Annotated in this window: 20 protein-coding genes; 9 read left to right on the forward strand and 11 right to left on the reverse strand. The window is 71.9% G+C overall.

The annotated features are described in order from the left end of the window. Nucleotides 1-80: 80 nt before the first annotated feature. Nucleotides 81-368: a hypothetical protein gene (locus GA0070612_RS29430; RefSeq protein WP_088946797.1), complete on the forward strand. Its 288-nt coding sequence runs from the start codon at nucleotides 81-83 to the stop codon at nucleotides 366-368. 13 nt (nucleotides 369-381) lie between these two features. Continuing rightward, nucleotides 382-693 carry a hypothetical protein gene (locus GA0070612_RS29435; protein WP_088991850.1) on the forward strand — a complete coding sequence of 104 codons (312 nt, stop codon included), beginning with the start codon at nucleotides 382-384 and terminating at the stop codon, nucleotides 691-693. A gap of 3 nt (nucleotides 694-696) precedes the next feature. Here the strand turns inward: GA0070612_RS29435 and GA0070612_RS29440 are convergent, their stop codons facing one another. After that, nucleotides 697-1,272: an HhH-GPD-type base excision DNA repair protein gene (locus tag GA0070612_RS29440; RefSeq protein ID WP_088990876.1), complete on the reverse strand. Its 576-nt coding sequence runs from the start codon at nucleotides 1,270-1,272 to the stop codon at nucleotides 697-699. Nucleotides 1,273-1,376: 104 nt separating this feature from the next. Here GA0070612_RS29440 and GA0070612_RS29445 point away from each other — a divergent pair, with 104 nt between their 5' ends. Beyond that, nucleotides 1,377-2,861 (forward strand): DUF7782 domain-containing protein, encoded by a 1,485-nt coding sequence (locus tag GA0070612_RS29445; protein WP_197699264.1) that lies wholly within the window; start codon nucleotides 1,377-1,379, stop codon nucleotides 2,859-2,861. Then, nucleotides 2,861-3,283 carry a D-aminoacyl-tRNA deacylase gene (gene dtd / locus GA0070612_RS29450; RefSeq protein ID WP_088990877.1) on the forward strand — a complete coding sequence of 141 codons (423 nt, stop codon included), beginning with the start codon at nucleotides 2,861-2,863 and terminating at the stop codon, nucleotides 3,281-3,283. The genes GA0070612_RS29445 and dtd overlap by 1 nt, the downstream gene beginning before the upstream one ends. A 54-nt stretch (nucleotides 3,284-3,337) precedes the next feature. Here the strand turns inward: dtd and GA0070612_RS29455 are convergent, their stop codons facing one another. After that, nucleotides 3,338-4,126, reverse strand: a complete 789-nt coding sequence (locus tag GA0070612_RS29455) for a sporulation protein (protein ID WP_088991852.1) — start codon at nucleotides 4,124-4,126, stop codon at nucleotides 3,338-3,340. 248 nt (nucleotides 4,127-4,374) lie between these two features. Here GA0070612_RS29455 and sigB point away from each other — a divergent pair, with 248 nt between their 5' ends. Next, entirely contained in the window at nucleotides 4,375-5,391 is a 1,017-nt protein-coding gene (gene sigB / locus GA0070612_RS29460) for an RNA polymerase sigma factor SigB (RefSeq protein ID WP_408630519.1), read from the forward strand. Between the two features lie 88 nt (nucleotides 5,392-5,479). Here the strand turns inward: sigB and GA0070612_RS29465 are convergent, their stop codons facing one another. Genes GA0070612_RS29465 through GA0070612_RS29475 form a run of 3 tightly spaced genes read right to left on the reverse strand, consistent with a single transcriptional unit; the run spans nucleotide 5,480 to nucleotide 10,139 of the window. After that, complete coding sequence (locus tag GA0070612_RS29465; RefSeq protein ID WP_088990878.1) at nucleotides 5,480-8,035, reverse strand: bifunctional acetate--CoA ligase family protein/GNAT family N-acetyltransferase; 2,556 nt, start codon at nucleotides 8,033-8,035, stop codon at nucleotides 5,480-5,482. Nucleotides 8,036-8,048: 13 nt separating this feature from the next. Further along, nucleotides 8,049-9,230, reverse strand: a complete 1,182-nt coding sequence (locus GA0070612_RS29470; RefSeq protein WP_088990879.1) for an acetoin utilization protein AcuC — start codon at nucleotides 9,228-9,230, stop codon at nucleotides 8,049-8,051. Between the two features lie 48 nt (nucleotides 9,231-9,278). Then, nucleotides 9,279-10,139, reverse strand: coding sequence for a sulfurtransferase (locus GA0070612_RS29475; protein ID WP_088991854.1), 861 nt, complete (start codon nucleotides 10,137-10,139; stop codon nucleotides 9,279-9,281). A gap of 100 nt (nucleotides 10,140-10,239) precedes the next feature. On the opposite strand from GA0070612_RS29475, the gene GA0070612_RS29480 reads away from it, so the two are divergent. Beyond that, complete coding sequence (locus tag GA0070612_RS29480; protein ID WP_088990880.1) at nucleotides 10,240-10,929, forward strand: metal-dependent transcriptional regulator; 690 nt, start codon at nucleotides 10,240-10,242, stop codon at nucleotides 10,927-10,929. A 19-nt stretch (nucleotides 10,930-10,948) separates the two neighbouring features. Here GA0070612_RS29480 and GA0070612_RS29485 read toward each other — a convergent pair whose 3' ends face one another. The 4 genes from GA0070612_RS29485 to GA0070612_RS29500 form a co-directional block, all read right to left on the reverse strand. Next, entirely contained in the window at nucleotides 10,949-11,497 is a 549-nt protein-coding gene (locus tag GA0070612_RS29485; protein WP_088990881.1) for a hypothetical protein, read from the reverse strand. 99 nt (nucleotides 11,498-11,596) lie between these two features. Continuing rightward, nucleotides 11,597-11,851 carry a DUF5522 domain-containing protein gene (locus tag GA0070612_RS29490; protein WP_088990882.1) on the reverse strand — a complete coding sequence of 85 codons (255 nt, stop codon included), beginning with the start codon at nucleotides 11,849-11,851 and terminating at the stop codon, nucleotides 11,597-11,599. Nucleotides 11,852-11,919: 68 nt separating this feature from the next. After that, a complete protein-coding gene (locus GA0070612_RS29495; RefSeq protein ID WP_088990883.1) occupies nucleotides 11,920-12,855 on the reverse strand; it encodes a DUF2332 domain-containing protein in 936 nt (311 codons plus the stop codon). Between the two features lie 57 nt (nucleotides 12,856-12,912). After that, the gene (locus tag GA0070612_RS29500; protein WP_088990884.1) at nucleotides 12,913-14,070 is read right to left on the reverse strand and encodes an FAD-dependent oxidoreductase; all 1,158 of its coding nucleotides are present in this window, start codon (nucleotides 14,068-14,070) and stop codon (nucleotides 12,913-12,915) included. A gap of 85 nt (nucleotides 14,071-14,155) precedes the next feature. Here GA0070612_RS29500 and GA0070612_RS29505 point away from each other — a divergent pair, with 85 nt between their 5' ends. From GA0070612_RS29505 to GA0070612_RS29515, 3 genes are all read left to right on the forward strand, one after another. Further along, a complete protein-coding gene (locus tag GA0070612_RS29505; protein WP_088990885.1) occupies nucleotides 14,156-14,752 on the forward strand; it encodes a TetR/AcrR family transcriptional regulator in 597 nt (198 codons plus the stop codon). Nucleotides 14,753-14,857: 105 nt separating this feature from the next. Next, nucleotides 14,858-15,970 carry an FAD-dependent monooxygenase gene (locus GA0070612_RS29510; RefSeq protein ID WP_231924384.1) on the forward strand — a complete coding sequence of 371 codons (1,113 nt, stop codon included), beginning with the start codon at nucleotides 14,858-14,860 and terminating at the stop codon, nucleotides 15,968-15,970. 126 nt (nucleotides 15,971-16,096) lie between these two features. Continuing rightward, on the forward strand, nucleotides 16,097-16,408 hold the full coding sequence (locus tag GA0070612_RS29515) for an NIPSNAP family protein (protein WP_088990886.1): 312 nt from the start codon (nucleotides 16,097-16,099) through the stop codon (nucleotides 16,406-16,408). 935 nt (nucleotides 16,409-17,343) lie between these two features. Here the strand turns inward: GA0070612_RS29515 and GA0070612_RS29525 are convergent. Together GA0070612_RS29525 and nrdR are read right to left on the reverse strand one after the other, a co-directional pair. Further along, nucleotides 17,344-20,247, reverse strand: coding sequence for a vitamin B12-dependent ribonucleotide reductase (locus GA0070612_RS29525; RefSeq protein ID WP_088990888.1), 2,904 nt, complete (start codon nucleotides 20,245-20,247; stop codon nucleotides 17,344-17,346). 34 nt (nucleotides 20,248-20,281) lie between these two features. Then, complete coding sequence (gene nrdR / locus GA0070612_RS29530; RefSeq protein ID WP_088990889.1) at nucleotides 20,282-20,782, reverse strand: transcriptional regulator NrdR; 501 nt, start codon at nucleotides 20,780-20,782, stop codon at nucleotides 20,282-20,284. Nucleotides 20,783-20,965: the final 183 nt, after the last annotated feature.

Raw genomic sequence — 20,965 nt, forward strand, 5'->3', positions numbered from 1 at the left:
TCATCCTGTCACCGTGAGGCCGTGATCAGCGAACTTCGAGTCATCCCGGAACGTGTTACGTACGTGGTACGCTCCCGAGCGTGGGCAGCAGGTTCAGCTTCACCGACGAGGCGTTGGCCAACCTGAGGGTCTACGACGTCACGCCCGGGGAAGTCTGGGAGGCGCTGCACAGCGCCCGACGGGTCATCCGCCATCTGGGCGACGACGTGATGGTGGTCTACGCCGCCGCCCGTCGGGGCCGCCGACTGGCGGTGCTGCTCGCCGAGGCCGATGGCACCGACAACGACTGGGACATCCTCTCCGCCCGTGAGCTGAGCGACGCCGAGTCCAAGCGCTACGACGAGGCCGTGCGGAGATCTCGCCGATGAGGAGGCCGTGACGATGCACCGGAACGACGCGACCAAGCAGTTCCACAGCGGCGACGACCGGATCGCCGAGCTGATCGACGAGAGTCCTGCGGTGGACCTCCCCACCCCCGACACCGACGTGCCGATGGTCAGCCGGTCGGTCCGGCTGCCGCTGGACACCTACGAGCGGGTGCGCTCCGCCGCCGACGCCCGGGGCATCGGGGTCACCACCCTGATGCGTCAGTGGATCGAGGCCGGCCTGGCTGACCTGGACGACTCGGCGACCGTCTCGCTCGCCGACGTCCGACGCGCGCTGGCCTCCCTGGCGCACCCCACCGCCGCCTGAGCGTCATCCCCCCGCAGCCTTGGCCGCGGCCTTCATCTGCTGCTTGTACTCCCGCACCCGGCGCAGCGAGTCGACGTCGGTGACGTCGGCCACGGACCGGTACGCGCCCGGGTCGCCGTAGCCGCCGGCAGCCTGCCGCCAGTCCTGCGGGGTCACCCCGAACCGCTTGCCGAGCAGGGCCACGAAGATCTGCGCCTTCTGCTTGCCGAAGCCGGGCAGCCCGGACACCCGGCGCAGCAACTCCGGCCCGTCGGCGACGTCGGACCAGAGCAACGCCGCGTCACCGTCGTAGCGCTCCACCAGCACCCGGCAGACCTCCTGCACCCGGGCCGCCATCGCCTTCGGGAACCGGTGCAACGCGGGCGGCTGGGCGAAGATCGCGACGAGCGCCTCCGGGTCGTACCCGGCCAGCTCCGCCGCGTCCAGGTCATGACCGAGCCGCTGGGTCAGCACGTACGGCGAGGAGAACGCCTTCTCCATCGGCACCTGCTGGTCGAGGACCATGCCGATGAGTCGGGCCAGCGGGCTGCGCTCCAGCAGCCGGTTGGCCTCGGGGTCGATGGGAAGTACAAGCGTCATGGCACCATCCTGCCCGGCCGCCTGTTGCGGACGACCACCGACGCTCCGGGTTCGATCCGGCGGGTGGCCGCGTCCGGCGTCGCGGCGGCAGGCAGGATGGCTGCGTGGACGAACACGACATGCTGCTCTCCCCCGCCGGTGTCGACGCGCTGCGGACCGCGCTGACCCGGACCGGTTTCACCAGCCACGGCATCGCCGAGAGGCTGGGCGCGCAGGCAACCGCAGCGGTCGCCCGCAACGACTATCGCGCCGCGTTGCGCGCCACCGAGGACGGCGATCCGCTCGGCACCCTGATCCGGGTGTTCATCTGCGACCAGACCGAGTCGGAGGCCGCGGTGGCCGCCGCGTTGACGCCGCTGAGCCTGGAGGAGGCGCTGGCCGGCGGGCTGGTCGAGCGGTACGGCGGCGGCCTGCGTGCCGGCGTCGACCTGGAACCGTACGGGGACGACTGGTGGGTGCTCGCCGACGTGCCGTCCAGCGCCCGCCCGGGTCGCCCGTTGCACGCCGAGCACGTGCTCGGCATCGGCGGGGCGACCCACACCCTGATCGGCGCCACCATGCGCCGGCCGGTCGGCACCGCGCTGGACCTGGGGACCGGCTCCGGCGTCCAGGCCCTGCACCTGTCCACCCACGCCGACTCGGTGACCGCCACCGACCTCTCCGAGCGGGCCCTGCGCTTCGCCGCGACCACCGCCGCCCTCAACGGTCAGGACTGGGAGCTGCTGCGTGGCGACCTGGTCGCCCCGGTGGCGGGCCGGCGCTTCGACCTGGTGGTGAGCAACCCGCCGTTCGTGGTCGGCCCGGGTACGACCACGCACGTCTACCGCGACTCCGGCCGGGTCGGCGACGCGATCGGCGCGGAGCTGGCCGCCGCCGCCCCGGGTCTGCTCACCGAGGGCGGCACCATGCAGTACCTGGCGAACTGGGTGCACGTCGCCGGCGAGGAGTGGGACGAGCGGGTGGCCGGCTGGTTCGCCGGGACCGGCCTGGACGCCTGGGTCATCCAGCGGGAGGTGGCCGACCCCATGGCGTACGTCGACCTGTGGCTCACCGACGTGGGCGAAACCGCCGACCCGCAGCGAATGGCCGCCTGGCTGGACTGGTTCGACGCGCACAAGGTGGAGGGGATCGGCTTCGGCATCGTCTCGCTGCGCCGGGGCGGTCACGCCGACCCGGTGGTCCGGGTGGAGGACCTGCGCCAGCGGGTGCAGCCACCGCTGGGCGACCAGATCGCGGCCTGGTTCGACCGCCAGGACTTTCTCCGGGTACGCGACACGGAGGCGCTGCTCGCCGAGCGCTACCGGGCCGCCGAGGGCCTCCAGCTGCGGCAGGAGGCCACCATGGGCGACGAGGGCTGGGCGGTGGACCGGCAGGTCCTCGCGATGCCCCACGGCCTGCGCTGGACCGAGGAGATCGACCCGCTGGTGCTGGCGCTGGTCGGTGGCGCCGACGGCCGGCTGCCCCTGCGTGACCAGCTCGCCCTGCTCGCCGCCGCACACGACGTCGAGCCCGACGAGATGGCCGAGGCCGCCGGCCCGATCGTGGCGCACCTGGTGGAGCGCGGTTTCATCGAGCGGGTGCCCGCCTGATGCGGGCCGTGGTGCAGACCGTCGCGCGGGCCAGCGTGACAGTCGACGACGAGGTGGTCGGCGCGATCGAGAACGGCCTGCTCGTGCTGCTCGGGGTGACCCACACCGACACCGGCGAGACCGCTCAGACGATGGCCCGCAAGGTGCGCGAGCTGCGCATCCTGGACGGCGAGCGGTCCGCCGTCGACACCGGCGCGCCGATCCTGGTTGTCAGTCAGTTCACCCTCTACGGCGACGCCCGCAAGGGACGCCGTCCGAGCTGGACGGCGGCCGCCCCCGCCGAGGTCGCCGAACCACTGGTGACCGCTGTGGTAGACGCCCTACGCGACCGAGGAGCGAAGGTGGAGACCGGCCGCTTCCGCGCCCACATGCTCGTGGAAAGCGTCAACGTAGGCCCCCAAACCCTCCTCCTGGACCTCTAACCCCAACCGCCCGCCCCGCCCCGGTGCGAAGCGGGCCGGGCCGGGTGGGTTGGGTTAGGAGAAGAGGCCTCGGCGGGTCAGGGACTGGCGGAGCCAGTTGTCCAGCTCGGCGGTCCAGTCGGTGCGGTCGGCGGTGGCGTGGTCCACAGTGAACCGGCCGAAGGCATCCCGGCCCTCACTGAAGACGCCGCCGCGCTTGTCGACCTCCAGGACCACCTGCATCTGCTGCGCGTCGGCGACGAAGGTGACCTCCAACTGGTTGATCGAGCGGGCGTACTGCGGCGCCGGGTTGAACTCGATCTCCTGGTAGAACGGCAACGTCTGCCGTACGCCGTAGATGTGCCCCCGTTCCACATCGGCACGGGCGAACCGGAAGCCCAGTCGCAGCAACGCGTCCAGCAGTCGCTCCTGCGCGGGCAGTGGGTGCACCGACACGGCGTCGAGGTCACCCTTGTCGACAGCGCGGGCGACCTCCACCTCGGTACGCAGACCCATCGTCATGCCGCGCAGGTGCTGCCCGTACAGCTCGGTGACCGGGGTCTCCCACGGCACGGCGAAGCGGAACGGGATGTCGTGGCGTTGCCCCGGCTCCAGCCGGAACGCGCCGGTGATCTGCTGGCGGTGGAACTCCTGGGTGGTGTCGTAGTCGTCGCCGCCGCTCTCCACCTCGACCCGGGTGACCAGGCCGAGGCTCACCTGGTCGATGTCGACCTGGTGGTCGCCGCCGACCACCTGGATGCGCCCGTCCAACTGGCCGCCCGGGCGGCAGTTCGGATCCGTCAACACCGTCTCCACCGACGGGCCGCCGACGCCCATCGCCTGCCTGAGCCGCTTGAAGACCACGCTGTCCCCCATCTGTCGTCCGCGCCGACCCGAGCCGTCCACCCGTCCAACCGCTCGTCCGTCCGCAAGGTAACCGTGGCGGACAACCGCACACCCGGACGACACACCGCACCAGCGACCCGACCCGATTCCTGTCGGGTGCCCGATCGCCTCACTCCCGTTTTACGCCCCGCCCGCCAAGCTGTGTCTCACACCGGCACCGCTGGGCCGGAGACACGGCACAGACGTGGAAACGGGGAGAGACAGAGATGGTCCTGCAGATGACGGAACACCGGACGCGTCCGGCCACCACGACCGACACCGACGGGACCTCCGAGGTCCTCACCGACCTGGACGCCACCGACGAGCGTGGCATCTCCACCGACCTGGTCCGGGCGTACCTCAACGGGATCGGTCGGACGAAGCTGCTGAACGCCGCGCAGGAGGTCGACCTGGCCCGGCGTATCGAGGCCGGGTTGTTCGCCGACGAGAAGCTCGCGACCTGCACCCCGGTCTCCGCCGAACTGAGGGCCGACCTGGAGCTCATCGTCGCGGAGGGCCGGGCCGCGAAGGACCACCTGTTGGAGGCGAACCTGCGGCTGGTGGTCAGCATCGCGAAGCGCTACACCGGTCGCGGTATGGCGTTCCTGGACCTCATCCAGGAGGGCAACCTCGGTCTGATCCGCGCGGTGGAGAAGTTCGACTACGCCAAGGGCTACAAGTTCTCCACGTACGCGACCTGGTGGATCCGGCAGGCGATCACCCGGGCGATGGCCGACCAGGCCCGCACCATCCGCATCCCGGTGCACATGGTCGAGCAGGTCAACCGGATGGTCCGTGCCCGCCGCGAGCTGGCGGTGACGCTGGGTCGCGAACCCACTGTCGCCGAGGTCGCCCGCGCCCTGGAGATCCCCGAGATCCAGGTCATCGAGCTGATCTCCTACGACCGGGAGCCGGTCAGCCTGGACCAGGCCGTCGGCGACGACGGCGAGAGCGCCCTCGGTGACTTCGTGGCCTCGGTGGATCCGCGTACCGAGCCGGGTGACGCCGCCGCCCAGGGTGAGCTGCGCAACGAGGTCAGCGTCGTGCTGGCCACCCTGTCCCAGCGGGAGCAGGCGGTCATCCGGCTCCGGTTCGGTCTGGACGACGGCCGGCAGCGCACGCTGGACGAGGTCGGCCGGGAGTTCGGCCTGTCCCGGGAGCGGATCCGGCAGATCGAGAAGGTGACGCTGCTGAAGCTGCGCGCACCGGAGCGGGCCCAGCGCCTGGAGGCGTACGCCTGCTGACGCACCCGGTTCCCACGGAAGGCCCTGGCGGTTCGCCGGGGCCTTCCGTGCCGTCGGGGCGTGCGACCGGGACACCGACCGGCCGCGTTCAGAGTCGGCGCGGGCCGGTGTCCGGGCGGGCGGCGACGCCGCCCACCCGCACCTGGGCGTGCAGGACGGAGATGCCGCCCGGGCGGGCCAGCACCGGATTGAGGGTCAACGAGCGCACCCGGGGCTGCTCGTCGGCGAGCTGACCCACCCGCAACAGCAGGTCCGCCAGGGCCGGCCGGTCGACCGGCGCGGCACCCCGGTGCCCGCGCAGCAACGGCGCCGCCCGGGGCTCGTCGACCAGTTCGGCCGCGTCGGTGTCGGTCAGCGGAACCGCCCGCCAGGCCCGATCGCCCAGCAACTCGGTGGCGACCCCGCCGAGGCCGAAGCCGACCACCGGCCCGAACGCCGGATCCTCCACCACCTCCACCACGCAGGCCACGCCGGGCGGCACCATCGGCTGGACCAGCGCCTCCGCTCCGAAGGTCGCGGCCAGCTCGGCGTACGCGCGACGGACTGTCGGCTCGTCGGGCAGGTCGAGCCGGACCGCGCCGAGGTCGAGCCGGTGCCGCAAACCGGGGGCGGCCGCCTTGAGCGCCACCGGGAAGCCCAGCCGCGCCGCCGCGTCGACCGCCGCGTCGGCCGAGTCGACGGTCGCCGAGGCCACCACGTCGATGCCGTACGCGGCCAGCAGCGCACCCGGGTCGGTGCCGTCGGCGCGGAGCGCGGCCTGCGCGGCGGCCCGGTCGACGCCGGGCAGCTCGGGTGCGATCCCGGGCGGCCGGCGTAGCCACTCGGCGTACCGGTGCACCCGGGCGAGGGCGCGGACCGCCTCCTCCACGCCGCCGTACGCGGGCACGCCCGGCGGCAGCCGTCCGACCAGGAACGTCGCCACTGTCGGCTTACCCAGTGCCAGAGCGGCCGGTAGCGCGTCGGTCACGTCGGCGTCCACAGCGGTCGACTGCCCGGGCAGCGGCGGCGCGAAGACCACCACCAGGGCGTCCACCCGATCGTCGGCGGCCGTCTCGGCGAGAGCGGCGGCGAACTCGGCGGCACCGGCGCTCGGCCCGACGTCGCGCGGATAACCGTCGGCCACGGTGAGGCCCTGCCCGACGCAGGCGGTGGCGGCGAGCCCGGTGAGGGCCGAGGAGTTGCCGACCACGCCGACCCGTCCACCCACCGGCAACGGCTGGTTGGCCAGCAGCACACCCACGTCGAGCAGCTCCGGCACGGTGTCCACCCGGATCACCCCGGACTGGGCGAAGAGGGCGGCCACCGCCACCTCGTCCGGCCCGGCGGTGTCACCGACCCCGACCGGGCGGGCCGGCGAGGCGAGCGCGACGACCGGTTTGGCGCGACCGATCCGCCGGGCCAGCCGGGCGAACTTGCGCGGGTTACCGAAGGTCTCCAGGTACAACATGATCACGTCGGTGCCGCTGTCGTCCTGCCAATACTGAAGCAGGTCGTTGCCGGAGACGTCGGCCCGGTTACCGGCCGACACGAAACTCGACAGCCCGAGGCCACGCCGGTCCGCCTCAGCGAGCAACGCCACCCCGAACGCGCCGGACTGGCTGAAGATGCCCACCCGGCCGGGCGGCGGCAGTGCCGGGGAGAGGGTGGCGTTGAGGCGTACCGTCGGGTCGGTGTTGGCCACGCCCAGACAGTTCGGGCCGATCACCCGCATGCCCGCGGCGTGGGCCGCGCGGACCAGCGCCCGTTGCGTGGCCGCGCCCTCCGCCCTGGCCTCGGCGAAGCCGGCCGAGATGACCACCAGGCCGTGCGCCCCCGCCTCGGCCGCGTCGGCGACCACGGCGGTCGCCGCCTCCGGCGGAACCGCCACCACCGCCAGGTCCACCGGCGTGCCGGCGTCGACAGCCGAGGGGTACGCGGGCAGGCCCGCCACCGTCGACGCGCTCGGGTGCACGGGCACCACAGCGCCGGTGAAACCGCCGTCGCGCAGGTGCCCGAGGACCGCCGCGCCGACGCCCTGACCGGTGGCGCTGGCACCGTAGACGGCGATGCCCCGAGGGGCGAGCAGCCGGGCGATCGAGCGGGCCTCGGTGCGGTGCTCCCGGCCGCGTTGCACCTCCAGGGTCGCCTCGGTGGGCGCGATCGGGAAGCTCAGGTGCACCACACCGTCGGCGTACTCGCGCTGGACCTGGTAGCCGAAGTCGGCGAAGACGCGCAGCATCGTCCCGTTGGCGGGCAACACCTCGGCGACGAAGCTCATGATGTCGTTGCGGCGGGCCGCGTCGGCCAGGTGCTCCATCAGCACCGAGCCGATGCCCCGGCCCTGGTAGGCGTCCTCCACCACGAAGGCCACCTCCGCCTCCGGGGCCTGCGGGCCCAGCCGCTCGTACCGGCCGACCGCGACGATCTGCCCGGCGGCCAGCACCACGAACGCCTCCCGGTCGCGGTGGTCGACGGTGACGAAACGGATCAGATCCCGCTCCGGGATGCGCGGGTACGGCGAGAAGTAGCGCAGGTAGCGGGTGCGCTCGGAGAAGCGGCTGTGCATCGCCACGATGCCCGGCGCGTCGGCCGGGTCGATCGGTCGCAACTGGACGGTGCTGCCGTCGCTGAGCAGCACGTCCACCGGCTGGTCCACGGTCGTCACCGCAACGGCCGGCTCAGTCCCGCGGATCGTGCGGGTCGAGCCCGAGCAACGGGAAGACCGTCTTGCGGGTGGCCGCGATCGCCCGGTCCACCGCGTTGGGCTCGCCGGTCGGCTGCCACGGCTCGTACGACGGGTCGGCGTCGTCGGTCATCCGCAACGGCACCTCCCGGCCCAGACGTCGGCTGGCGACCAACTCACGCCAGGCGAGCGGGGTCAGCGTGGCGGGGTCGACCGGGTCACCGGTGGCCACGGCGAGCAGGTGGCTCCAGGCCCGGGGCACCACCTCGACCAGCGCGTACCCCCCGCCGCCGGTAGCCACCCAACGGCCGTCGCACAGCTCGTCGGCGAGCGCCCGCATCGCCAGGTAGGTCGCCCGCTGCCCGTCCACCGTCAAATTCAGGTCGGCGAGCGGGTCCAGTCGGTGCCCGTCCGCGCCGCACTGGGTGACCAGCACCTGCGGCCGGAACGCGCGCAGCACCGACGGCACGATCGCGTGGAAGGCCCGCTGCCAGGCGCTGTCGTCGACACCCGGGGGCAACGGCATGTTGACGGCGGTGCCCTGCGCGCCCGGCCCGCCCGTCTCGTCGGGGAAACCGGTGCCCGGGAAGAGCGCCAGCGGGGTCTCGTGCAGGCTGACCGTCAGCACCCTCGGGTCGTCCCAGAAGATCTGCTGCACCCCGTCGCCGTGGTGCACGTCGACATCGACGTACGCGATCCGCTCGGCACCCAGGTCGAGCAGGCGGGCGATCGCCACCGCGGGGTCGTTGTAGACACAGAAGCCGGAGGCCCGGGCGGGCATCGCGTGGTGCAGGCCGCCGGCCACGTTCACCGCCCGCCGCGCCTCCCCTCGCCAGACCGCCTCGGCGGCGGCCACCGTCGCCCCGGCGATCAACGCGCTGGACTCGTGCATCCCCTCGAACACCGGGTTGTCCGACGTGCCCAGCCCGTAACCGGCGAAGAGCGGATCACGGGGCGCGGCCCGCACCGCGGCCAGGTAGGCACTGTCGTGCACCCGGGTGAGCAGCGAGTCGTCGGCGATCTCCGGCTTGACCACGCGCACCCCGGGACGGTCCAGGACGCCCAACTCGCGGGCCAGCGCCACCGTCAACTCCACCCGGACCGGATCGAGCGGATGGTCGCCCATGTCGTAGGCGAGCAGCGACTCGTCCCACACCACCACCGTGTCGTCGGACATGAGCCCATCGTCGCACGGGGACCGCCGCCGGCCCACCACACGCGCTGGTCAACGGCCAGGTGTCTCCCCGACGGCGACCGGACGAGCCGGATCGGCCACCCAGTTGCTCCACGATCCAACGTAGAGCGCCGCGTCGGTGCGGCCGGCCAGGTGCAGCGCCAGCACGGCCTGCGCGGCGGTCACCCCGGAGCCGCAGTACGCCCCGACGGTCCGCGCTCCGGTCACCCCGGCGGCGGCGAACCGCTCGGTCAACACGTCGGCGGCCGGGAAGCGCCCGTTCGGGCCGACGTACTCGCCGGCCGGCAGGTTGACCGCGCCCGGCACGTGCCCGGCGACGGGGTCGATCGGCTCCGCCTCGCCCCGGTAGCGGGGAGCCGCCCGGACGTCGAGCAGCACGGCGTCGTCCATGGCGGCCAGGGTGGCGGCCTGCCCCGCGTCGAGCACCGGAAGCCCACCGGGTCGCACCTCGATGTCGCCGGGAGTCGGGGACTGCGCGTCGGTGGAGACGGGCAGACCGGCGGCGACCCAGGCCGGGTAACCGCCGTGCAGCACCCGCACCGACCGGTGCCCCGCCCAGCGCAACGTCCACCACGCCCGTGCGGCGGCCAGGCCGTCGCCGCCGTCGTACACCACCACGGGGTGATCGGCGCGGACGCCGGCAGCCCGGAGCGCGGCCTGCAACGCGGCCGGGTCGGGCAACGGGTGTCGACCTCCCGCGCCCGGCGGACCGCAGAGCGCGGTGTCCAGGTCGACGAAGACCGCGCCGGGCAGGTGGCCGGCGAGGTAGTCGTCGCGGCCGGGCGCGCCGACGAGCCGCCAGCGAACGTCGAGCAGAGTGGGCGGGTCGACGTCGTCGAGCGCGGCGGCGAGCCGGTCGACCTCGACCAACGGCTCCTGGGGACCGGACATGGCGACCATCAAACACCATCCGTGTCGACGGCACGCGATTCGGCGGCGGTCGTCAGTCGTTCACCGAGGTACCATCGTGCACCGGAGGGCCGCTGACGTTATGAAGTCTCACGACCTGGTCGACACGACCGAAATGTACCTGCGCACCATCCTCGAACTCGAAGAGGAGGGGGTGCCGCCGCTGCGTGCCCGCATCGCCGAGCGGCTACGGCAGAGCGGTCCCACAGTGAGTCAGACCGTCGCCCGGATGGAGCGCGACGGCCTGCTCACCGTCGAAGGTGACCGACACCTCACCCTCACCGCGCTGGGTCGCGGCACCGCCGTGTCCGTGATGCGCAAGCACCGCCTCGCCGAGCTGCTGCTGGTCAACGTCATCGGGATGCCCTACGAGGAGGCCCACGAGGAGGCCTGCCGCTGGGAGCACGTGATGAGCGACGCCGTGGAGAAGCGGGTCTACGACCTGCTCAACCGGCCGACCCGCTCCCCGTACGGCAACCCGATCCCGGGTCTGGAAGAGCTGGGCTCACCGGAGGCGGAAGCCACCGAGGTCGCCGAGAGTGAGCGCAACCTGGCCTTCCCGGGCCTCTCCGGGCCGGTCGTGGTCCGCCGGATCTGCGAGAGCGTGCAGACCGACGGTGACGTGCTGCGTCAACTGCACGCCGCCGGTGTCGACCCGGGCGCCACGGTGACAGTGGCACAGGAGCGCGACGGAGTGTCCATCGACCGCTCCGGGGACCGGGTACGGCTGCCCCGCGAGGTCGCCTCGCGGGTCTTCGTCGCCGCCAACTGACCCCGCAGGCACCCGGGCGTCACAACGCCCGGGTGTCCACCTTCTTCGCCAGTGTGGTCAGGTCGCCGGTCAGCTTCTCCACCGCAGCGCGTTCGCTGCCCCGGGCCGAGGTCCAGCTCACCGTGGCCAGCCGCCCGTCGGCGGCCAGCCAGCCCACCTCAGCGACCGGTCCGCGACCGCTCGCGGCAGCGAGGGTACGCCGGTACGCCTGCTGGCCCAGCCCGGTGACCTTCGCCGCCTTGTCGGGCACCACCTCCGCGCCGAAGGTTGCCTTGTCGACAGTGGTCTTGGACACACTCAACGTCAGATCCGGCAGGGCCGCGCCCGCCGACCGGACCACACAGGTGTGCGTGTCGCCCTGTTCGCTGGCCGCGGCCACGTCGAAGCGCACCGTGAACAACTGTTCGATCACCGCGAAGTCCAGCAGTCGGCAGGCCCCACCCGAGGAGGCGGCCGCCACATCGACAGCGATCGGCACCGGCGGCGGCACCGCCACCGGCTCGGCCTCGGCGGCGCACCCGCTCACCAGCAGCCCCGCCATCCCGGCGACCACGATCAGCCCGCGCACGTTCCACCCTCTCGCCGACCGACGGCGGAAGGCGCCCCGCCGGATGTCCGTCGGAAACCGTACGGGGTGTCCGGGTCGGGCGGAAGTCCTCGTTCGCGCCTATCCGGACGGTGGATCGTCCACGTACGGGCAGTGTCGGCAACCCCGCCCGCAGCACGTGCCCCGACGGGCCAGGAAGCCGGCGCTGAGCACGAACAACCCGCTCGCCGGGTCGAGGTAACCGGCCTCGCCGGCGGCGAGCGCGGCGTCGTGCGCGGCGAGGATCCGGGCCCGGTCGGGATGCACGGGCGACAGCCGGGACGGGTGCGGCTCGGTGAGCGGCCGACCGGCCAGGGGTTTCCGCTCTCCGGTCACCGGAGCAGTCTAGGGACAAGGCCCGCAACGGTGACGGGCCAGTGCCGAGACGTGCCTGGACGAGCCGCTCAGCCGAACCAGGTCATCGCCTGGCCGTGGCCCCTGGTCCAGGCCAGCGGGCGGCCGTCCAGGGCGAGGACGTTGTGCAGCGCGTCGCTCGGCGGGTCGGGCAACCCGTCGTACCGCAGCACCTCCGGCGCCTCGTTCGCGATCCAGTGACCGGGCAGCTCGCCGACCAGCCGGACGAACGCGTCCCGGCGTGGTGGCGGCACCTGGTACAGCACTGACGTGTGGAAGACCACGAGCGTCGCGTCAGCCGGCGCGCGGGCCGCCAGCGCCGGCAGGTCGTCCACCAGATCACCACGGACCAGCAGCGGCGGATCGGCCGCAGCGACCGCCGCCGCCGCGCGCAGCCGGGCCCGCCGGTGCGCGTGCTCCGGCCAGATCAACGCATCGAGCCACGACACGTCGTCGGGGTCGGTCACGTCGAGCGGGTTCAGGTCGAGGCCGGCCCGCCACACCACCCGGGGTACGTCTGCCGGCGGCACCAACCCGCTGGCCGCGCACTCCAGGACCGGCTTACCGGCACCGACCTGGTGCTCCCCGTAGCGGTACGCGTACCGGTCGGGGTAGAGGCCGAGCCCGGCGGACGCGCCGACCTCCAGCAGGGCGAGGGGCTGTGGCAGCGCGGCGAGCACCGGTAGCAGCACCGCACACCGGCCGGTCTCGTTCGTCTGGGTGGCCCGGGTGAGCAGCTCCGCCTTGACGGCGGGCCAGTGCGTCAACACGTAGTCGTGGAACGCGGCCGGGTCGCCGACCGGGCCGCCGAGCCAGCGGACGACGCCGAACAACAGGTTCGGCTGCCGCTTGGCCGGCGGGACCTCGTCGAGCAGGGTGAGCAGGTCGCTGTCGTGGGCAACGGCCTGCGCCAGTCGTTCGTACGCCGGTGACGTGCCGCGCGCCTCCCGGACGGCGAAGTCGACGTACTGCTCGATGGTCGTCACGGCCTCATGATGGCAGCTCCCGACCGGCTGAGCCTGCCGCCCGATCCGCCTCGCTGGTCAGCGGTTCTGCCGTTCGATGCCGCGCCGGACGAGCCCACGGACGCCGGGGAGGGTGACCGCTCGGATCGAGAGGTCGTTCATCCAGACGTGGAAGCGGCTCGGTGGCGCGTACTGGTGCATGCCACGGCGGGCGAGCGCCTGCCGCTTGACCACCTCCGGGCGTAGGCCGGTCTCCCAGTCCGCCAGAGCGGACGGGACATCGTCGCCGTGCCGTCGCAGGGCGGCGCCGAGCTGGTCGGCACCGGCCAGCGCCAACGCGGCGCCGTGTCCGGCGAAGAGGGTGACGCACCAGGCCGCGTCGCCGAGCAGCACCGTGCGACCCGTGCTCCACCGTGCACTGTCGACCTGGCTGACCCGGTCGAAGTACGCGCCGCCCGGATTCGTCTGAAGGTGGCGAATCGCGTCGGGTACTCCCCCGGCCAGGTCTCCGAACGTCGCGTGGATGGCGTCCACCGGTCCGCGTGCCAGCTCCCGGGCCGGATCCGCGCATCGGTAGGTGAAGAAGGCCGATGATCGGCCGGGCCCGAGGTTGACGATGGCCGCGGTGCGACCCGGGCCGATGAAGGTCGTCGCCGACGACTCGGGCACATCCCTCACCGGATGCGCCAGCGGGAACGCCGCCACCACGTACGGCAGATCGACCCGGTGGTCGGGGCCGACGGTCGCCGTCCGGGTCGCGGAGTGGACGCCGTCGGCGCCGACGAGCAGGTCGGCGTCCTGGGTGGTGCCGTCGCTGAGGGTGAGCCGCACCCGGTCGTCGGTGGAGTCGATCGTGGACACGGTGGTGCCGAAGCGGATCTCGACCTGGTCGCGTACCGCTTCGTAGAGGGCGGTTTCGAGGTCACCGCGGAAAACCGTCATGGTCCGTGGACCCAGCGCGGCCTCGGCGACGGCGGCGGGGACCGTGAGTTTGGGTCGGCCGTCCGCTCTCACCAGCACCGTGGTGAACGGACCCAACGCGCGCTCGGACAGAGCCGCAACCAGCCCGAGCCGCTCGGCCGCGTCATAGCCGGTCCCGAGCAGGTTGACCAGGTACCCACTGCTGCGCCGGGTCGCCGACTGCTCGACGACGAGGGGATGCCACCCGTCCTGAGCCAGCCGTAGGGCCGTGGCGAGGCCGGCTATACCGGCACCGACGATCACCGCTCGTTTCATCAGTACTCCCAGGAACCAGAATGAGCATATGCTCAAACATTATGAGCATATGCTCATCCCCGCACAACCCGCCTAGACTTACGGCATGCCACGCGGAGTTCCCATCGCCGACCCACGGCAGCACCTCTTCGCCGCCGCCGAGCGCCTGATCGCCACCGCCGGCCCGGGCCACCTCACCAGCCGGGCCGTGACCGGCGAGGCCGGCGTCGCCACCGGCCTGCTCTTCGCCCACTTCGCGAACGTCGACGACTTCCTGGTGGGTTACGCCGTCGACCGGTGCTTCCAGATCGCCGGCACCGCGGCTGGCCTGTCCGGCCGCGCCGGCACCGGCACCGTCGCCGGGAACCTCAGCGAGACGATGCTCGCGACCCCGCTGATCACCCTGCGGGGCGTCACCCGGCTGATGGCCTGCCGCCCGGCGTTGGCCACTGAGGTCGAGGCGGTGTTGGGCACCGGCAGCGCCGCACTGCAGAGCCTCGAACGCGCAGCCGCCGACTACCTGGACGCTGAGCGACGGCTCGGACGGCTACCTGCGGGCATCGACACCGAGTCGCTGGCACTGGCCGTGGTGGGCGTGCTGCACCGGGTCGCCCTCATCGACGGAACCGATGCGGAGGCGAACGCACGGATCGAGCACACCGTCACCGCCCTGGCCGAGGGTTTCCCGGCCGTCACCTCCTGAGCCCGCCCCGTGCCGTGCACCGGCTCACCCGCCTCGTAGAGTTCTGCGACGGCCGGACCGTCGAGCAGCAGCTCAGCCGGCCTGAGCTACGGGGAGGAACGTGTCGTGCGGGGTGACAGTGTCCGGGTACTCATCGTCGGCGGGGGCATCGCCGGGCTGGCGACTGTCGCCGCGTTGCGCGAGTGGGGCGCGACTGTCGACGTGGTCGAGCGGGCGCCCGGGCCGACCGATTCCGGCACGGGCATCTACCTCACCGGCAACGCGACCCGCGTGCTCGACGTCCTCGGTCTGCGGGAGCCGGTCACCGACGTCGCCGTGGAGATCACCCGGCAGCGCAGCGCGAACCAGCGCGGACGCCGCCTCTTCGACATCGACGTGACAGCGCTGTGGCAGGGCGTCGGCCCGTGCGTGTCGCTGCCCCGGGCACAGCTGCACCGGGCCCTGTTGGCCGGCGTCGGAGACGCCCCGATCCGCTGGGGACACCACCCGATCGCCCTCTCCCGCGAGGGCGACCGGGTCGCGGTCGAGTTCGACGACGGAAGCACCGAACGGTACGACCTGGTCATCGGTGCGGACGGGGTCAACTCGGCGGTGCGTCGGCTCGCCTTCGACGGTCAGGCGGCCCGCAACCTGGGCCAGTACGCGTACCGCTGGGTCGCTCCCCGGATCGACGACGAGCCGTTCTGGTCGGTGCAGTTGGGGCGCGGGAGGCAGTTCCTGACGATCCCGATCAGCGCCGAGCAGACGTACTGCTACTACAACGACGGCCCGGTGGCCGACCGGCCGGGCTGGCGCGACGACGTGGCCGCGTCGTTCACCGAGCCGGTGGCCATCATGCTCAAGGCCCTCGACCACGACGACAGCACCCTGCACGCCGGGCCGAACCAGGAGGTCGTGCTCGACTCCTGGTCCCGGGGGCCGGTGCTGCTGATCGGCGACGCCGCCCACGCCACCTCACCGAACATGGCGCAGGGCGCGGCCATGGCCCTGGAGGACGCGGTAGTGCTCGCGTCGTCGCTGACCGCCGCCGACTCCGTCGCCGAGGCGCTGCGCGGTTACGAGGCGCGGCGACGCCCGCGTACCGACTGGGTGCTCAGCCAGACGCACCGCCGGGACAAGGCCACCGGGCTCCCGCCCGCGTTGCGCGATCTGGTGATGCGCCGCCTCGGCGAGCACATGTTCCGCTCGAACTACGGGCCGCTGTTCGCCCAGCCCTGACCGGGTTGCCTTACGTCATGATCGACACGAGGTCGGCGACATGGGGGTATCCGAGCTGCCGGATGGCCCCACGTCGCCGACCCGGCGTCGACCATGGAGTCCGGCACCGGCCCGTAGGGTGAGGTCATGATCACGTGCGTCGTGCACTACACGATCGACCCCGCGCAGATCGCGGCGTTCGAAGACTTCGCGAGAGCATGGATGCGGCTCGTGGCCAGGCACGGCGGAGTGCACCATGGCTACTTCCTGCCCGCCGAGGGTGCCAGCGACAAGGCCGAGGCGCTGTTCAGCTTCGAGAGCCTGGCAGCCTACGAGCGTTACCGCGCACGGTTCGGCACCGACCCGGAGTTCGTCGCGGCGGACCGCATCCGCGACGACTCGGGTTGCGTCGTGCGGTACGAGCGGACGTTCATGCGCCCGCTCCTGCCGACCGACTGAGCCCTCCTGGCGTCATGTCGTGCCTGCTCGCCTCATCGGGAGCCCCAATCTCGAAAGAGCGATATACCTCAGGGTCATAAATATGACTCTGAGGTATATCGACTAACAGCAGCAGGCCCTCCAGCACGGGTTTGCCCGGCACTGGCGACGGCGCTGCTGGCCCAAATCGGCAGCCTCCCTGGTGATGCGGGAGCGTCGAATCACCGAGGACTGGCGGCACGGGGATGGTTACGTGCTGGGAGTCCCATCGCCCTCGATCAGATCGCGGTTCATCGACGCGGCTTATTGCGCCGGGAGATCTCCTCCAGGTGCTGAAGCTGGTGCTGCCGGACCATCTCGTCCCAGACCTCCTGGTCACAGTCTGGATCCGGCGGGATCCACTTGTGCGAGTTGTCGCTGTAGTGGAACCGCTCGTCGCCCCGCCGGATCAGGCTCCCCGGACCCAGCCCAGGAAGCGTCGGTGCAGCAGCCCGGCGGGCACCCAGGTCAGGTCCTCGACAACCGCCCACCGCGCCCAACCGAGGGCGACGACGAACGCTGATCCGGCGGGCAGCTACCCAAACGCGTACCGAACTGATTCCGCCAATGCCCAGACCTGCGCTTCGGTGTGTTACTGGCCCCGGCGCAGCCCATATCAGCCCATGACCGACTCGGGTTTCATGAAGTCGGGGTGTCCGGGCGAGCTTGATAGGCCGGTTTCAGGTAACCCGAGTCGATCATGCGGCGGGCCGGCACGCGACGGGCCGGCGGGCCGGCATGCGACGGGCCGGCGGGCCGGCATGCGGCGGGCCGGCGGGCCGGCACGCGACGGGCCGGCGGGCCGGCACGCGACGGGCCGGCGGGCCGGCAGGTCCCATCGGCCCTGCCACGAGCGGGAACGCCGCGAGCGCGGCAGGGGATCCCTGCCGCGCTCGCTCGTCGTGCGGTGATACGCGTCAGCTGCAGCCGCTGGTGGAGCCGCAGCCCTCGCAGACGTAGCAGCTACCGGCGGGGCGCATCTTCGTACCGCAGGTGAAGCAGAGCGGTGCGTCGGCGGCCTTGCCGATCACGGCCTCCAGCAACTCGGTGCTGGAACCCACGCTGGGTGCCGGCTTGGCGGCGGCCACGTCGGCCATCTCCTGCGCCGGCTGCGCGACGGCCTCCGGCTTGGCCGGGGTCTCCACCGGCGCCGAGGACGCCATCACGGTGAGCTCTGCGCCCACCGCCGCGGCGGCCTCCGCGTCGGCCTCGGCCCGCAGCTGGGCGGCCCGCTCGGAAGCGGTGAAGATGCCCAGCTCGGCGCGGCGCTCGTACGGCAGGAAGTCCAGTGCCAGGCGACGGAAGATGTAGTCCATCACCGAGGCGGCCATCCGCACGTCCGGGTCGTCGGTCATACCGGCCGGCTCGAAGCGCATGTTGGTGAACTTGCTGACGAACGTCTCCAGCGGCACACCGTACTGGAGGCCGATGCTGATGGCCACCGAGAAGGCGTCCATCACGCCGGCCAGGGTCGAGCCCTGCTTGGACATCTTCAGGAAGACCTCGCCGAGGCCGTCGTCGGGGTAGGACGACGCGGTGAGGTAGCCCTCGGCACCGCCGACGGAGAAGCTGACCGTCTCGGACGGGCGCTTCTTCGGCAGGCGCTTACGCACCGGCCGGTACTCGATGACCTTCTCCACCGCGGCCGGCTCGGCGGCCACGGTGGCGGCGGCCGACTCGGTGGCCTTGTTGGACTTCGCCACCGAGAGCGGCTGGCCGACCTTGCAGTTGTCGCGGTAGATCGCCAGCGCCTTGAGGCCGAGCTTCCAGCCCTCGAAGTAAATCTTCTCGACGTCCTCGACGGTGGCCGCCTCCGGCATGTTGACCGTCTTGGAGATCGCGCCCGAGACGAACGGCTGGATCGCCGCCATCATCCGCACGTGGCCCATCGGGGCGATCGACCGCTCACCCATCGCGCAGTCGAACACCGCGTAGTGCTCCGGCTTGAGGCCGGGGGCGTCCACCACGTGGCCGTGGTCGGCGATGTGCTCGACGATCGCCTCGACCTGCTCCTCCGGGTAGCCGAGGCTACGCAGGGCGCGCGGCACCGTCTGGTTGACGATCTGCATCGAGCCGCCGCCGACCAGCTTCTTGAACTTGACCAGCGCCAGGTCCGGCTCCACGCCGGTCGTGTCGCAGTCCATCATGAAGCCGATGGTGCCGGTCGGCGCGAGGACGCTCGCCTGCGCGTTACGCCACCCGAACTTGTCACCGATCTTGTTGCCCTGGGTCCACTGCTTGGTCGCCTCGCGGACGATAGCGGTGGCCACCGGGCTGGTCGGCTTGATCTCGTCGTTGGCGGCGGCGTGCTTGCGCATGACCCGCTTGTGCGGCTCGGCGTTGCGGGCGTAGCCGTCGTACGGGCCGACGACGCCGGCCAGCTCGGCCGAACGGCGGTACGCGGTGCCGGTCATCAGGGACGTGATGGACGCGGCGACCGAACGGCCCTGGTCCGAGTCGTACGGCAGGCCGGTGGCCATCAGCAGGGCGCCCAGGTTGGCGTAGCCGATGCCGAGCTGCCGGTAGGCGCGGGTGGTCTCACCGATCTTCTCGGTCGGGAAGTCGGCGAAGCAGATCGAGATGTCCATCGCGGTGATGACGAACTCGACGGACTTGACGAACTTCTCCACCTCGAAGCCACCGTCGGCGCGGAGGAACTTCATGAGGTTGAGCGAGGCCAGGTTGCACGAGGAGTTGTCCAGGTGCAGGTACTCCGAACACGGGTTCGACGCGGTGATCCGCCCGGTCTCCGGGCAGGTGTGCCAGTCGTTGATCGTGTCGTCGTACTGCAGGCCCGGGTCGGCGCACTCCCAGGCGGCCTGCGAGATCGTCCGGAACAGCTTCTTGGCGTCGACGGTGTCGATCACCGAGCCGTCCAGCCGGCCGCGCAGGTTGAAGCTGCCGCCGTCCTCCACCGCCGACATGAACTCGTCGGAGACCCGGACCGAGTTGTTGGCGTTCTGGTACTGCACGCTGACGATGTCGGAGCCACCGAGGTCCATGTCGAACCCGGCGTCGCGCAGCGCGCGGATCTTGTCCTCCTCGCGCGCCTTGGTCGCCACGAACTCCTCGATGTCCGGGTGGTCCACGTCGAGGATGACCATCTTGGCCGCTCGGCGGGTCGCGCCACCGGACTTGATGGTGCCGGCCGAGGCGTCCGCGCCGCGCATGAAGCTGACCGGGCCGGAGGCGGTGCCGCCGGAGGAGAGCAGTTCCTTCGACGAACGGATCCGGGACAGGTTGACCCCGGCCCCCGAGCCGCCCTGGAAGATCCGACCCTCCTCCTTGTACCAGTCGAGGATGGAGTCCATCGAGTCGTCGACGCTCAGGATGAAGCAGGCGCTGACCTGCTGCGGCGACGGCGTGCCGACGTTGAACCAGACCGGCGAGTTGAAGCTGAACACCTGGTGCAGCAGCATCCAGGTCAGCTCGTGGGCGAAGACCTCGGCGTCGGCCGGGCTGGCGAAGTAGCCGTACTCCTCACCCGCGGTGCGGTAGGTGGTGACCACCCGGTCGATCAACTGCTTGAGCGACCACTCCCGCTCCGGGGTCCCCACCGCTCCCCGGAAGTACTTGGTGGTCACGATGTTGGCCGCGTTGACGCTCCACGCCTGGGGGAACTCGACCCCCCGCTGCTCGAAGTTGATCGAGCCGTCGCGCCAGTTCGTCATCACGACGTCGCGGCGCTCCCAGCTGACCTCGTCGTACGGGTGGACCCCCTCGGTCGTCCACACCCGCTCGATCTTCAGCCCCGCGCCTGCCTTGTTCCGTGAACGGCTAGTTGTCACGCCGTCGCCCCCCTCGTCTGCGCGGTCACCCACCGCGCGTCCCAATCGCTCGAAAAACAGTGAAGATTCAGCTGGTACGGCTGGCGGCCTCGACCGCGTCGGCCCGGCCCTGCTCCCGGGCCCGCGCTGCGGCCCGCAACGTCTCGATCTCGCGCTCGAAGTCGGCGAGCGAGTCGAAGGAGCGGTAGACACTGGCGAACCGCAGGTAGGCGATCTCGTCCAGGTCGCGCAACGGGCCCAGGATCGCCAGGCCCACCTCGTGGCTGGGGATCTCGGCGGCCCCCTTGGCCCGGACGGACTCCTCCACCCGCTGCGCGAGCAGCGCGAGCGAGTCGTCGTCGACCGGCCGGCCCTGGCACGCCTTGCGCACCCCGCCGATGATCTTGGTGCGGCTGAACGGCTCGGTCACCCCGCTGCGCTTGACGACCGCGAGGACCGCCTCCTCGACGGTGGTGAACCGCTTGCCGCACTCCGGGCAGGACCGCCGCCGTCGAATGAGTTGGCCGTCGTCGGCCTCCCGCGAGTCGACCACCCGGGAGTCGGCGTGCCGGCAGTACGGACACCGCATCGCCTACCTCCAAAAAATGATCAACTGCGCCCACACCGGACACCCCCGGACACGGCTCACCGCGACGGTGCCGTCCTCGGACGACGCCCGCCGTGGTCGACCTTACGGGAGTGCGGTCGGTAGTCGGACCCAACCTGTGGGCAACTTACGCCCGTGTCACTACTACATCTAGGGGTCGACCGT

Origin of the sequence: Micromonospora chokoriensis, from assembly GCF_900091505.1 — a bacterium.
In the GTDB taxonomy this organism is placed as follows: Bacteria; Actinomycetota; Actinomycetes; order Mycobacteriales; family Micromonosporaceae; genus Micromonospora; species Micromonospora chokoriensis.